The organism is Psychrobacter maritimus (genome assembly GCF_904846345.1).
GTDB lineage: Bacteria > Pseudomonadota > Gammaproteobacteria > Pseudomonadales > Moraxellaceae > Psychrobacter > Psychrobacter maritimus.
Genome location: NZ_CAJHAJ010000003.1, coordinates 282639 through 296639 on the forward strand (window position 1 = coordinate 282639; position 14001 = coordinate 296639).

General features: G+C 43.3%; 10 protein-coding genes. 6 read left to right on the plus strand and 4 right to left on the minus strand.

Features of this window, described 5'->3' with window-relative positions:
• The first annotated feature begins 108 nt into the window (after nucleotides 1–108).
• Both JMX50_RS06290 and JMX50_RS06295 read left to right on the plus strand, forming a co-directional pair.
• Entirely contained in the window at nucleotides 109–1194 is a 1086-nt protein-coding gene (locus JMX50_RS06290; protein WP_227670939.1) for a pyridoxal phosphate-dependent aminotransferase, read from the plus strand.
• Between the two features lie 380 nt (nucleotides 1195–1574).
• On the plus strand, nucleotides 1575–1958 hold the full coding sequence (locus JMX50_RS06295) for a hypothetical protein (RefSeq protein WP_201618795.1): 384 nt from the start codon (nucleotides 1575–1577) through the stop codon (nucleotides 1956–1958).
• 218 nt (nucleotides 1959–2176) lie between these two features.
• On the opposite strand, the gene JMX50_RS06300 is transcribed toward JMX50_RS06295, so the two are convergent.
• Nucleotides 2177–3862, minus strand: coding sequence for an alkaline phosphatase D family protein (locus JMX50_RS06300; protein ID WP_201628874.1), 1686 nt, complete (start codon nucleotides 3860–3862; stop codon nucleotides 2177–2179).
• A gap of 146 nt (nucleotides 3863–4008) precedes the next feature.
• The gene (locus JMX50_RS06305; RefSeq protein WP_201563005.1) at nucleotides 4009–4395 is read right to left on the minus strand and encodes a hypothetical protein; all 387 of its coding nucleotides are present in this window, start codon (nucleotides 4393–4395) and stop codon (nucleotides 4009–4011) included.
• Between the two features lie 968 nt (nucleotides 4396–5363).
• On the opposite strand from JMX50_RS06305, the gene JMX50_RS06310 reads away from it, so the two are divergent.
• The 3 genes from JMX50_RS06310 to JMX50_RS06320 are packed head-to-tail and all read left to right on the plus strand — an operon-like array spanning nucleotide 5364 to nucleotide 9010.
• Nucleotides 5364–6398 carry a TAXI family TRAP transporter solute-binding subunit gene (locus JMX50_RS06310; protein ID WP_201628875.1) on the plus strand — a complete coding sequence of 345 codons (1035 nt, stop codon included), beginning with the start codon at nucleotides 5364–5366 and terminating at the stop codon, nucleotides 6396–6398.
• Entirely contained in the window at nucleotides 6379–6921 is a 543-nt protein-coding gene (locus tag JMX50_RS06315; RefSeq protein WP_227670940.1) for a DUF1850 domain-containing protein, read from the plus strand. Before JMX50_RS06310 ends, JMX50_RS06315 begins: the two co-directional genes overlap by 20 nt.
• Nucleotides 6893–9010: a TRAP transporter permease gene (locus JMX50_RS06320; protein WP_201628877.1), complete on the plus strand. Its 2118-nt coding sequence runs from the start codon at nucleotides 6893–6895 to the stop codon at nucleotides 9008–9010. Before JMX50_RS06315 ends, JMX50_RS06320 begins: the two co-directional genes overlap by 29 nt.
• A 116-nt stretch (nucleotides 9011–9126) precedes the next feature.
• Here JMX50_RS06320 and lipA read toward each other — a convergent pair whose 3' ends face one another.
• Together lipA and JMX50_RS06330 are read right to left on the minus strand one after the other, a co-directional pair.
• Complete coding sequence (gene lipA, locus JMX50_RS06325) at nucleotides 9127–10170, minus strand: lipoyl synthase (RefSeq protein WP_201628878.1); 1044 nt, start codon at nucleotides 10168–10170, stop codon at nucleotides 9127–9129.
• A 213-nt stretch (nucleotides 10171–10383) separates the two neighbouring features.
• Nucleotides 10384–10794, minus strand: a complete 411-nt coding sequence (locus tag JMX50_RS06330) for a carboxymuconolactone decarboxylase family protein (protein WP_201563056.1) — start codon at nucleotides 10792–10794, stop codon at nucleotides 10384–10386.
• 477 nt (nucleotides 10795–11271) lie between these two features.
• On the opposite strand from JMX50_RS06330, the gene acnB reads away from it, so the two are divergent.
• Nucleotides 11272–13875, plus strand: a complete 2604-nt coding sequence (gene acnB / locus JMX50_RS06335) for a bifunctional aconitate hydratase 2/2-methylisocitrate dehydratase (protein ID WP_201563015.1) — start codon at nucleotides 11272–11274, stop codon at nucleotides 13873–13875.
• Nucleotides 13876–14001: the final 126 nt, after the last annotated feature.

A 14001-nucleotide genomic window follows, 5' to 3' on the forward strand; every position in this document is an offset into this window, starting at 1 on the left:
ATAATTTGCCGTTAGATAACTTGTAATTATACCGAATGCCACTTAAGATGATATTAAGCAGCTGCATGCGCTTTATTACTCACGGACGACTTAGGCGGACTATCTATCATGCATACAAGTACCCATAATAAAACCAATGAAATTAAAACCAATGAATTACTCAGATTAGACTTCAATGAAAACTCCTTAGGCATGTCAGACTCTGCCAAAGAAGCCATCCTCAATGCTTTAGGTGGTGCTGCTCGTTATCCCGATAAGCCGCGCGCTCAACTGCTGAGCAAAGTAGCCGAAATCAACGGCGTACCTGAAAAGCAGGTCTTATTGGGTAATGGTTCAATCGAGAGTATCAGGGCTGTCGTGCAAATGCTGTATGACAAAGCCTTAAAGACAGATAAAGGATTTCAGCTAGTCATCCCAGACCCAACCTTTGGCTGTGCAGAGTTGTATGCACACTCTCTAGGCGTGCCAGTGGTCAAAGTACCATTAACTCGCGATAACTATGATTTAGATTTTGACAACCTACAAAAAGCTACGGCTGAATTTGACGGTATGAGCCTGTTTTATCTGTGCAATCCTAACAATCCAACGGCCATCATTACCGCGACGGATACGCTCAAAGCTTGGATAAAAAATGCACCAAAAAACCACTATTTCTTATTGGATGAAGCCTACTTTGGGTATGTCACAGACCCAAGTTTTGAGAGTGGCGTTGAGTGGATAAAGCAAGGGCTATCAGATAATTTGATTGTCGTTCGTACCTTCTCAAAGCTATTTGGCCTTGCAGGTTTGCGCGTTGGCTACGCGATTGGACATCCGCAGATTATTGCAGAGATTGGGTCTTTAATGTCTACGGATAATATCAATGTATCAGGTGCGGTTGCTGCAATCGCAACGCTCGAAGATGAGGCGTTTTTGGCGCACAGTTTGCAAACCACTAACCAAGCAAGGCAAATGATGGAGACGGCACTCGATGAGCTAGGACTGCGTTATTTGCCCTCGCAGACCAATTTTATTTTTTATGAAGTAAAGGGTGATGTGCAAACATACATAGATAGAATGAAAGAGCATGGCATCGCGGTCGGTCGTGAGTTTCCTTCTATTCCAGGTTTTAACCGTATTACCCTTGGGACACCCGAAGAGATGACGGTCGTTATTGACACGTTGCAATTATTTCGGAAGCAAGGCTGGGTCTGAGTAAGCTAAATCGTATGTTTTAATTCACCAAAAAGGAAAGCGGCTTAGACGGCAGCTTTCCTTTTTTATTTTTCTAATTTTGTTTTTCTCTAATTTTTTTTCTAATTTTTTTTCTAATGAATTTTATATCCTGTCGCTAGAGTGAGCAGCATTTTTTACCAACAGCAAACGCAGCTTTACATATCCGGTCTTAAAAAATAGCACTACCTCTTATAGTCTAAGTAAACAAAGCATGACCTATTAGCCAATTGGCTAAAAGACCAGTAACTAAAAGCCAATTAACTAATAACTAAACTAAAGGTTAGTGAAAGTTAAAAAACTAGGTCTGCTAATGGATACTTCATCATAATTATAATTTTGTAAATGCTAGGGATATAGAAATGTTCGATATAAAAGCGTTGTTAAAGCGCGAGGTAGAAAAAAAGCTTATTGATGTAGATGATTATATATTTATGCCTGAGCGCATAGAGATGGCACTCGAAGGTGGTAAATTAAACTGTGTGTTAAATAGTGATGGTCGCGTTGATGTTTTTTATACTAAGCAAGGGGTGACGGAAGTCAGTTCAGCGGCGCGTAAGCACCCTTATACGCCGTTTGAAAAGGAGTTAAGTCACGGGATATACGATGACATTATTCGTGATTTGGTTAAAGCGGTGAATAAAGTCCTAGACGGAAAATCCAAATACTTTCATCATAGAGTGTTGCCTATAAAGACGCCGCAACTGCCAACGTCAACCATTATTAAAGAGGATAGCTCTTTTTAATTTAGCGGATTCTTAGTGGCTGTTTAGCGGCCATTTAGAGTTATGGCTTTATAAATGGTAAGTAAAATATATTCAGTTAGGCTTTTATAAAAAGGGCGCGTTATATGCATATAACGCGCCCTTTTTATTGGGAATTTTCTTTATTAGGTGTTTTTTTAGTACACGCCATTACTATGAGCCATTATTATTTTAAATGGCAGATTTATCTCGCTTCTATTTTAACCAGCGCTTAGCGAGGCTGATTTTTTCATCGCCATAGAGGTGTCTTTACTGGCTAAAGCCGCCGTTTTAGTAATAGGGCGCGACTGATTACCTTCAACTAAATGATTGCTACTTGCTTGGGTTACCAGCCCTTTGGCATAACGACAGCGGTCATCACGCTTTTTTAACGTCTCGGTATAATACCACTCGCATTGCAAAGCCTGCTCATTGATGTCCAATAACATATAGCCATGGTCGGTTTGGTTATTGAATTTTTGATGTGGATTTTCTTCTACTCCTGCGCCACTTTCTGGAAAGGCTAAAGAGGTCAGGGCAGGGCAGACAAATTCGACCGCAATGGAGCCTTTGCCAGTCGCTGGATTGTAGCTATTGGCATCAAAAGGATTTTGACAGACATCAAACGCAAATGAGGCATGATAGTCACCGGTTAAGACCACCGTATTATCGATGGCATTTTCTTCGATAAAGTCTAATAAACGCGTCCGCGCGCTGGCATAGCCATTCCAAATATCGCCAGAATTGGTCGCAGATGAGCCTTTAAAGGGCGCTAAAATGACTTGCTGTCCAAGGATTTGCCACGTTGCTTGCCGGCGTTTGCCCTCTAGCATCTTTAAATATAGCCAGTTTTCTTGCTCAAGCCCTAGCAGTTGACGTTCAGGCTCATTACTGGCAGCCGCATCAAGTTTTTCACGGCCAAATATGCGTGTATCTAGCATATTTAAATCAAACAATTTGCCAAACTCGAAACGTCTATAGATGCGTAATTGGCTGTCTAATTCGTTACTGCTGTCGTCGCGAATGGGCATCCACTCATGATAGGCACGTACGGCGGACATTTTACGTTCTAAATAACTGCCTTTGCTATCAGTGTGGAAGCGCGCGCCACCTTTCCATGAATTATCTGCTATCTCATGATCATCCCAAACAGCGATAAAGGGATGCTGGCGATGACATTCTTGTAAATCAATATCGGTACGGTAGCAAGCATAGCGGCGCCGATAATCGTCTAAACTAATAATTTCGTTTTTAGGAAACAGCGGGCGCTCTTCTTTTAATTCGTTATCGCGATAAAAGCCTTCGGGGTACTCATAGATATAATCGCCTAAATGTATAACGGCAGATATGTCGGCTTGCTTGGCGATATTGGCATAGCCGTTAAAGTAACCAAAACCATAGTTCGAGCAGGAAACCACTGCCAAGCGTACGCGATCGACTTCACTCGCTGGCAGGTCTGGGTGCGGTATGGTACGTGTACGACCGATAGGAGAGAGATAACCTAATGCTTCAAAGCCGTAGTAATAAGTGGTATTGGGTTTGAGATTCTTAGGGTCAACTTTTACGGTAAAATCAGATGCGGCGCTGGCTTTTGCTCGCCCTTGAGCGACGATGTTTTTAAGTGCTGGGTCTGTTGCAATCGTATAAGCAACAGGAATGCTGGAAGCCTCGATACTGCCGTCGTTGGTAATCCGTGTCCACAGTATCACGCGATCATGTAGCGGGTCGCCACTGGCAATACCATGCACGAAAGGCGCTGCTCCTTGATAACCTAAGTCATCTAAATCATCAAGCTGATTTGGCGGCTTGATGTTATCGTCATCTGACGAACAAGCGCTCAGCTGCGTTAGTACCGTTCCGGCTACTGTTACCTGACCACCCAGTTTTATAAATGCACGTCTTTTCATGAGTCATCCTTGATATAGATTACAGATAAATTCCATTTATCCTTAATGATAGTAAATAATCTATATGAATAGGCTGGGTTAAGCAATCGCTAACCCAGCCTATTTCGTTAAAATAAACGCTCTTAATCGATAACTTTATCAGTTGTTTATTTGACGATGCTGCCGTAGCAACTTTGCAGCGATTTTGCCACCACTCTAGCGACCAGCTGTGTGCGATAGCTGGCATCTATTGCAGCATTGCCAAGCTCGACGATAGTCACTTGCTGCGGTGCTTGCTCACTGACGCAGCCACAAACTCTCCCTTTTACTTCTTCCTCTTGGGCGTCAGTCATCGCCACACTCGCAATGCGCCACGCGTTTTGTTTTTCAATTTGGCTACGGCATTGATTATCAATGGCGGCTTTAAAGACATTCATACCAATCTCGTTTGCCGTGCCAATTGCCGTACCGGCATTGGAATTGACATCGGTTGTGGCACAGCCAGCTAGCGCAAATGTGGCCAGCATCATGGTTGAAGTAAGTAATTTTTTCATAAACTTTCCTATAAGGTTGTTCAGTATTATTGGCGGTCGTATGCTCTAAGCGCTATTTTCAGCTGCTTATTTTAGTGCGTAGCTATAGAGCGAATACAGCGTTTGCACTGTAGCATAATAGAGATGGATTTCGCCTTCAAAAAAATGAGTATACAATAAAAAATATTGTCTAATTTAGGTATCGTTATTCTGCTAAAGAGTGGTTATATAAGCGGCATTAACGAAGTAAATAAATGGCTAGCAGTAGCGTTATAAGAAGAGTGCTATTGATATATTTTTTAATAAAATATGATGTTAATAAAAATAGCTTGGCGCATTTTTATGAAGAGCAGCGCGGATAAAGGTTTACAACCCCGTCAAAATTTGTTTAAATCATTTATAATATGAAACTTAGTATCGCATAGCGAAACTATAGATATGGTTTCGGCTGTTGATATATAGTTAAAGTACTTTGAAAACGGTACAGTGCTGCTGGGATTAATTTTGCGCAGCCTCTGTCAGCGTAGACACAGCACGCAAGTAAAATTTATACCAGCAGCACGTGACAAAAAAGGTTTCAGTTGTGTTTAAGATTAACCATAGCTTTGGTATAGCTTAGATTTGGATTGCAACTTGTGACATATTGCTTAGCTCATTAAATATAGAGAACCATATCACTGACTGTTTTTTGAACATAAGCACTCGCATCCATTAAAACATCGTAGCAATATATGACATGCCATGTTTTAATTGAGGAGACCCTAGGTTATGGAACGCTTAACTCCTGAGTTTATAGCGAAGGTCAGCGTCATAGACTGAGGTTGGTAGTCAACAAGAATGAGTTGCTACTACAGCTTTGTATTTAAGAACCATGTATTTAAGAACTTTGTATTCAAGAATCGTGTATTTAAGAACCATGTATTTAAGAACTTTGTATTCAAGTTTTTTTTATAAACCCATTTTGCTTTATTTTATCAAGGAAGAAAATAATGAAGTCTATTTATAAGATGCCTCTATTAGCCGCCATGATTGCAGCCAGTATGACTCTGGTTGCTTGTTCAGACAAAGCGCCTGCTGATAATGCCGCTACTGACAGTGCTACTACCGACACTTCTACAGATACTGCCGCCACAGCAAGTGACAAGCTCGAAACCAAGTTCGTCACCATTGCTACAGGGGGCGCCTCCGGTCCTTATAATATTATTGGAACGTCTTTAGCAGAGATTTATGCTAAAACCTTTGGTGTTAACGCCAAAACCCAAACGACAGGGGCGTCAGTAGAAAACGTCAATCTATTGACCCAAGGTAAAGTAGATATGGTACTGGCGCTTAGTGATGTGGTCACTGATGCGGTAGAAGGTAAAAATGACTTTAAGGCAGCGCCTATCACCAATATCCAGCAAATTGCCGTGCTTTATCCTAACGTCATTCAAGTGGTTGCCTCAGAGAAGTCTGGTATTAAAAATATTGAAGATTTAAAAGGTAAGCGTATTGCAGTTGGCGATCAAGGCTCGGGTACAGAGGTCAATGCTCGCACCCTGTTAGAAGGTTTTGGTATCACTTATGATGATGTCAAAGTCGACTATTTAGGCTTTGCCGATGCAGCCGATGCGATGAAAGCGGGTAAAATTGAAGCGGCGTTTTTTAGTAGTGGCTTACCGAACTCTTCATTATTAGAGCTAGAGCAAGGTATCAAATTGCAGCTGGTCACCATCAATCAAGATAAGCTCAAAAAAATCATCGAAACCAAGCCTTACTTTAAGACTTTTGAGATTCCTGCCGGTACCTATGGTAATGCTGCTGCTATTCCAACCACAGCTGTCATGAATGCCTTATTGGTGCGCTCTGATATCTCTGAGGATGATGGCTATAAGTTGACCAAAGCGTTATTTGAAAACTTAGAGGGCTTGAAAAACGCTCACCAAGCGGCGAAGGATATCAGCTTAGAGACCGCCCAAGTCGGTATGGTAGCTCCTATTCATCCTGGTGCCAAAAAATACTATGATGAGCAAGCAGCCAAATAAACCTTTATGGTGGATAGCTGGCGCAGCAGCGATGGCTGCGCTGGTTTTATTGATACTATGGGCGATTTTTAGCCGCCAATCTGTCATTGAAATACGGGTAGCGGGCGATACTAAAGCCGATAGCTTGGTATGTTATTTTGTTGAGCCTGACTTTCAATTACGCTGGATTCATTCAGTAGAAAAACAGTGGTGGGAAGAGCAGTATCTTCGTGAAGCGGAGGGTTTACTACTAACCAATACCTATTTTCAAGCATTTGGTGCCGGTACGCCGTCTACCGAAAACGTTGCTCCTATCAAAAAGGATGGCTACGTCGGCTATCAAATTAACCAAAGGTTTCCCCATCTTAATTGGGTGGTATCAAGATTAACGCAGGGTGAAATTGATTATGCCGGTCAGCGTATTTTGATTCACCAATGGGTACCAGATTATTCAGAAGTAACTATTACGCCCAAGGCTTATAGTCTAATCGATAGATTTAATAAGGATTTTTGTCATGAACTCCCAAGTGATGGATCACAATAGCGGGACTCCTATTTATAACGATGATGCAAATTCTAACGATGATGTGAATGCTAATGAAAATGCGATATTGGCACAGCAGACAAATGCGCATGTAGAGACTGAAGATTACGACGACGTTGATCCTAGTGTGACGCAAGCGATATTAGAAAAATATGATCGCGAGTCTATCACGCGTCATATTACCCAAGGTCCGGTGAAGTATATTATCGCTACCGTTTGCATCTTATATTCCCTTTTTCATTTATATATTACCTTTAACCCCATGCCGTCATTACTACAGCGCTCCGTGCATGTGGGCGTTGGCTTTGCGTTGATTTTTTTAATCTTTCCTGCCAGCAAAAAAAGCAGTCGTAAGCGGGTAGCATGGTATGACTGGATTTGGTTTGTGTTGTCTTTATCTGGCATGACCTACCTGATATACGAGTACCAAGATATTGTCACCAGTCGCGGCGGCATGGCAAATTCGGTCGATGTGATACTTTCTATTATCACCGTCATCTGCGTCCTTGAGGGCAGTCGGCGTATTACTGGTTGGATATTGCCCATACTGGCCTCTATATTTTTGCTATATCCCTTTGTCAGTCATCTGGACTTTATGCCTGATCGGCTACTCACTCGTCCTTATGATATGGGCGATATTTTTGGTCAATTATTCCTAAAAACGGAAGGATTGTATTCAGTCGCAATCGGCGCCTCAGTCACCTTTATCTTTTTATTCATCCTCTTTGGTGCATTTCTAGCGCGTTCTGGCATGGGTCAACTATTTAATGATTTGGCATTGGCGCTGGCAGGCGATAAAAAAGGCGGTCCTGCTAAAGTGGCTGTCATTTCAAGCGGCTTTATGGGTAGTATCAATGGTTCCGCCTTATCAAACGTCGTTAGTACCGGCGCGTTTACCATCCCCTTGATGAAAAAGGTTGGCTACCATAAGGATTTTGCGGGCGCTGTAGAGGCAAGTGCGTCGGTTGGTGGTCAGATATTACCGCCAATTATGGGTGCAAGTGCCTTTATTATGGCCGAGACCACAGGTCTACCGTATAGCACCATTGCTTTGGCAGCATTATTACCTGCTATCTTGTATTATCTAGGCGTTATCGCGCAGGTACATTTTCGTGCCGGTCGCCGAGACTTAAAAGGCATGGCAAAAGAGAGCTTGCCACAGGTAAAAGAGGTATTAAAAGCGCGCGGTCATATGTTATTGCCGATTGTATTTTTGATTTATTTATTAATACAAAATGTGCCGGTAGGCTATGCCGCTGCCTATACCATTGGCTTTACGGTTGTCATCAGTATGCTACGTAAAGAAACACGCATGGGCTTTAAGGATATTTTGGGTGCGCTAGAAGACGGCGCCCGTCAGTCGCTAGCGGTGATGGCTGCTTGTGCGGTCGTAGGTATTATTATTGGGGTGGTCAGCCTAACGAGTTTTGGTACGGTAATGACTTCTTCGATTGTCACTTTAGGGGCAGGGTCGTTATTGCTGACCTTAATTTTGACCATGCTAGCGTCGATGGTCTTGGGTATGGGATTGCCATCGATTCCTGCATATATTATTACTGCAACGATGGCGGCGCCCGCATTAGCAGGGTTTGATGTGCCTATTTTAGCCGCGCATATGTTTGTCTTTTACTTTGGGGTGTTTGCTAATATTACCCCGCCGGTCTGTTTGGCTGCTTTTGCTGGGGCTGGTATTTCGGGCGGCGATCCGATGAAAACAGGCTACTTATCATTAAAGCTGGCGTTAGCAGGTTTTATCGTCCCGTTTATGTTTATTTATAATCCTGCGATGTTGATGATTGACCCGACAGGTCTTGCGGTCACGGCGAAAGAGTTCCCATTGCCACCGGTCATGGATATTATTATTGCCGTTGTGACGTCGGTCGTTGGTGTGATTGGGCTTAGTGCGGCGTTAGAGGGTTATTTTAAAGGAAGTATGAATTCAATCACGCGTATCATTCTGGCCATTGGCGCTTTACTGCTGATTTATCCTGGGCTTATCACAGGTGTGATTGGGGGTGTCATCATCCTTGGTATCGCGTTATTAAATATAAAAGCCAGTAAGACGCCCGTGTTACCTCTAAACGTTTAACCTTATTTAGAGCGATAGTTTAGAAGCATAAAAAGGGCGAATAGTAACTCTCTACTATTCGCCCTTTTTATATTTTAAGATTCGTCATCCTACTTTGATATAGTGACAAATTTCACTTAACAGCCAAGTTTACCTTCTGCTGCTAAGGCTTTTTTGCTACGGATAGGTGCTGGGCAATCTTCGCCGTAATATTGACGGTCAGCAAAGTAGCTTGAGCGCACCATAGGACCTGCCCAAATGTTAAAGAAGCCAATCTTTTTGCCATAGTCCATATAACGCTGGAACTCATCTGGATGGACATAACGATCGACTGGTGCATGGTCTTTACTTGGTTGCAGGTACTGACCAACGGTAATCATATCAACGTTATGGGCTTTTAAATCATCAAGTAGCTTATAGATTTCTTCTTCAGTTTCACCAAGTCCAACCATAAAACCACATTTGGTGGCAATATCAGGACGGCGTTCTTTATACAGCTTAAGCAAATCGAGCGAATGCTGATAATCAGAGCCGGGACGGAAGGCTTTATATAAACGAGGCACGGTTTCGATATTATGATTAAAGACATCTGGCGCAGTTTTAGTCAATAAGTCCAAAGCGATATCCATACGACCACGGAAATCTGGCACGAGTATCTCAATCAAGCAATTTGGGCTTAAAGCGCGAGATTCATTCAATACTTCAACGAAATGGGCAGCACCGCCATCTTTTAAATCATCACGGTCAACCGATGTAATTACCGCATATTTCAGACCTAGACCCTGAATGGTCTCAGCGGTATGGCGTGGCTCGTCTTTGTCTAACTCATTTGGGCGACCATGACCGACATCGCAAAACGGGCAGCGACGGGTACAGATATCACCCATAATCATAAAGGTCGCCGTACCATCGGCAAAGCACTGCGGCAAGTTAGGACAAGCTGCTTCTTCACAGACGGTATATAGCTTTTGCTCACGCAAGGTGGCTTTAATACGTGCCACTTCAGCAGGTGAGGACATTTTAACCCGAATCCAATCTGGCTTTTTCTTTGCCTCGACGGTCGGAATCACTTTAATTGGGATGCGCGCTACCTTGTCGTAGCCACGTAGCTTTTCGCCTTGGATGGCCTTTTTCGGTTTTGCACGGGCAGCGGGGACGTGGGTTTGTACGGCGTTTGTCATAATCAAATGTTCTCTTAACCCTTGATAGAATAAGGGTTTATGGCATTATTAGAATGTTTTATGAATGCAGCTATTATAGCAGATAACGGGTCAATATTTTTTAGGCAATCTTGTTAAGATAACTAAGAAAGCTACTAAGGATAAAAAGGCTTCCATGAATAAAAAAGCTTGCGTAAATAACAGGGTACTACGAAGCATACCTTTATCGTAGTTTTATTTATTGATATCAATGTCCATGTCATTTAGCACTTCTATGGCAGCGCGAAACGCTTCTTGGCTGGCAGGTGCGCCGCAATAAGGCAGGCTATGCATCAATACTTCTCGGATTTCAGCGACGCTAGCACCATTATTGATCGCCCCACGGATATGACCCTTTAGCTCAGCGGGACTTTTTTGCGCAATTAAAAACGCCATGGTAATCAATGAGCGGTATTTGCGCGGCAATACAGAGTCGTCTTGCCACGTGCTGCCCCAAGCGTGTTCGATAATCCAGTCTTGCAACGGCTGGGTAAATGGTGTTGCTGAGTCAAGCGAGCGTTTAACATGCGCTGCGCCCATCACTTCAGTACGAACTTTTAAACCATTATCGTAATGAGCGTTATTGTCCTTTTCGCTATTTTTCATACTGCTATTTTTTAGACTGCTATTGTCCATATTGCTATTATCCTTAATATTCACTCATGGCGTTTGTGTTATAAAAACCTGTATTAAAAAATCGTCTTAGAAAAAATATCTTAATAAAGTCGTAGATATTTAGATAATAAGAGTATAGCAGCCGCGCCATTTTTATTTAACCGCCAATGTAGAAGTCTATGCAGAAATTAATGCAGCAGTCAATGCAGAAAAAGAGAAGGACAAAAATGAGCGATAAGGCGACAGGTTTGCTATTTAAGGGCGTCAATCATATTAGTTATGGCACTATTTTTATAATAAATGTCCAATATGGCCTTATTCTGCGCCTTTTCGCCGCACAGCCATTAACATTTTGAGCGTTTTGAGCTATGATTGCACGGATAATTATTCAATGCAGTACATCGATGTAGGCTGTCATCCTGACTACTCACGTGATGTACTGGTCACCAACCGACGAGGACGACTATTGTGTTAGAAGCTTATCGTAAACATGTCGCAGAACGTGCTGAGCTAGGAACTGTACCACTTCCACTAAATGAGAAGCAGGTAGCAGAATTGGTTGAGCTACTCAAAAACCCACCAGCGGGCGAAGATGCGTTCTTAATGGACTTGTTAGAAAACCGTATTCCTGCCGGTGTTGACCAAGCCGCTTATGTTAAAGCTGCATTTTTAGCCGCTATCGTTAAAGGTGAAGCGACTTCACCACTTATCAGCAAGAAAAAAGCCGTTGAAATCTTGGGCACTATGCAAGGTGGCTATAACGTTGCGCCATTAGTTGCGGCATTAGACGACAGCGAAGTCGCACAAGAAGCCGCTGATGCGTTGAAAAAGACATTACTGGTATTTGATGCGTTCAATGACGTGACCGAAAAAGCTGAAGCTGGCAACGACATCGCTAAAGAAGTTGTGCAATCTTGGGCTGACGCTGAGTGGTTCTTAAACCGCCCTGAAGTACCAAAGAAAACCACTTATACCACCTTTAAAGTGACTGGCGAAACCAACACTGATGACTTGTCGCCTGCGCAAGACGCATGGAGCCGCCCAGATATCCCATTGCATTCATTAGCCATGCACAAAAACTCTCGCGACGGCATCTTTGCTGACGAAGAGGGCGTTGTTGGTCCAATGAAGCAAATCGAAGCTTTGAAAGAAAAAGGTCATCCACTTGCTTATGTCGGCGACGTGGTTGGTACGGGTTCTAGCCGTAAATCTGCAACCAACTCAGTCCTTTGGTTAATGGGCGATGATATCCCGAACGTACCAAACAAACGTGGTGGCGGTCTAGTATTGGGTAACAATATCGCTCCTATCTTCTTTAACACCATGGAAGATTCTGGCGCGTTACCAATTGAAAAAGTAGCGGTTGATAACCTAAACATGGGCGATGTGTTTGACATCTATCCGTATGAAGGCAAAATCACTAAGCATGATTCTGACGAAGTATTGTCAACGTTTACGCTAAACTCGCCAACATTGCTTGACGAAGTTCGTGCAGGCGGCCGTATTCCACTAATCGTTGGTCGTGGTTTGACTAACCGTGCTCGTGAATACATGGGTCTTGGTCATTCAGACGTATTTGCTAAGCCAGAAGAGCCAGCTGATACCGGTAAAGGCTTTACCCTTGCACAAAAAATGGTCGGTAAAGCTTGTGGTCTACAAGGCGTGCGTCCAGGTATGTACTGTGAGCCAAAAATGACGACGGTCGGCTCGCAAGATACCACTGGTCCTATGACCCGTGATGAGCTAAAAGACTTGGCATGTTTGGGCTTCCAAGCAGACCTAGTGATGCAGTCATTCTGTCATACTGCTGCTTATCCAAAGCCAGTTGACGTTGAAACTCAGCATACACTACCTGACTTTATTATGAACCGTGGCGGCGTAAGCTTGCGTCCTGGTGATGGTATCATTCACTCATGGTTGAACCGTATGCTACTTCCAGATACCGTTGGTACTGGTGGTGACTCGCATACTCGTTTCCCAATGGGTATCTCGTTCCCAGCTGGTTCTGGTTTGGTTGCATTCGCCGCGGCAACTGGTGTGATGCCACTTGATATGCCTGAGTCTGTTCGTGTGCGCTTCGTTGGCGAACGTCAGCCTGGTATCACGCTACGTGACTTGGTCCATGCGATTCCTTATCAAGCCATCAAAGAAGGTTATTTGACCGTTGATAAGAAAGGTAAAATCAACGAGTTCAACGGTCGTATCCTTGAAATCGAAGGTCTAGAAGACCTAACCGCTGAGCAAGCGTTTGAGTTATCTGATGCATCAGCTGAGCGTAGTGCTGCTGGTTGTACCATCACTCTATCTGAAGCGTCTGTGACTGAGTACCTAAACTCAAACATCACGCTACTTAAGTGGATGATTTCAGAAGGTTATGGCGATGCGCGTACGATTAGTCGCCGTGTTGAGCAAATGCAAGAGTGGCTAGCAAACCCAAGCCTATTGCGTGCTGACGAAGATGCAGAATACGCCATCGACATGACAATCAATATGTCTGATATTAAAGAGCCGATTCTTTGCTGCCCGAACGATCCAGACGATGCTAAAACATTGGCTGACGTCGCTGGTGATACCATTGATGAAGTATTCATTGGTTCATGTATGACCAACATTGGTCATTTCCGTGCAGCGGGTAAACTGCTACAAGACGTACCAGCAGGTAGCCTCAAAACTCGTCTATGGATTGCGCCACCAACGAAAATGGATGCGCGCCAATTGATGGAAGAAGGTTATTACAACATTTATGCACAAGCCGGCGCTCGTACTGAAATGCCAGGTTGTTCACTATGTATGGGTAACCAAGCACGTATCGCACCGAACTCTACTGCGGTATCGACTTCTACCCGTAACTTCCCGAACCGTCTCGGTCAAGGTGCTGACGTTTATCTAGCGTCTGCAGAGCTTGCAGCTGTCGCAGCGGTACTTGGTAAACTGCCAACCAACGACGAGTATCAGCAGTACGCTGGCATGCTTGATAGCATGGGCGAGGAAGTCTATCAGTACATGAACTTCGATCGTATGGATTCTTATACCGAAGAAGCGGACAAAATTAACGTTGCTCAGTTGACCTAATTTTGCTTAAAGCTTAAGTTAAGTATTTTTAAGTTTTACAATTCTTATTTAAATAGAAACCCCGTATCGTGATGATGCGGGGTTTTTTTAAATTTAAAATAAATCAATAACGGTTTGCAAACTTTT

What these genes read in the sequence shown, in the direction of transcription:
- JMX50_RS06320 (WP_201628877.1), top strand. Translation starts at nt 6,893, where the DNA reads ATGAACTCCCAAGTGATGGATCACAATAGCGGGACTCCTATTTATAAC.
- lipA (WP_201628878.1), bottom strand. Translation starts at nt 10,170, where the DNA reads ATGACAAACGCCGTACAAACCCACGTCCCCGCTGCCCGTGCAAAACCG.
- JMX50_RS06290 (WP_227670939.1), top strand. Translation starts at nt 109, where the DNA reads ATGCATACAAGTACCCATAATAAAACCAATGAAATTAAAACCAATGAA.
- JMX50_RS06300 (WP_201628874.1), bottom strand. Translation starts at nt 3,862, where the DNA reads ATGAAAAGACGTGCATTTATAAAACTGGGTGGTCAGGTAACAGTAGCC.
- JMX50_RS06315 (WP_227670940.1), top strand. Translation starts at nt 6,379, where the DNA reads ATGAGCAAGCAGCCAAATAAACCTTTATGGTGGATAGCTGGCGCAGCA.
- JMX50_RS06295 (WP_201618795.1), top strand. Translation starts at nt 1,575, where the DNA reads ATGTTCGATATAAAAGCGTTGTTAAAGCGCGAGGTAGAAAAAAAGCTT.
- JMX50_RS06330 (WP_201563056.1), bottom strand. Translation starts at nt 10,794, where the DNA reads ATGAAAAATAGCGAAAAGGACAATAACGCTCATTACGATAATGGTTTA.
- JMX50_RS06305 (WP_201563005.1), bottom strand. Translation starts at nt 4,395, where the DNA reads ATGAAAAAATTACTTACTTCAACCATGATGCTGGCCACATTTGCGCTA.
- JMX50_RS06310 (WP_201628875.1), top strand. Translation starts at nt 5,364, where the DNA reads ATGAAGTCTATTTATAAGATGCCTCTATTAGCCGCCATGATTGCAGCC.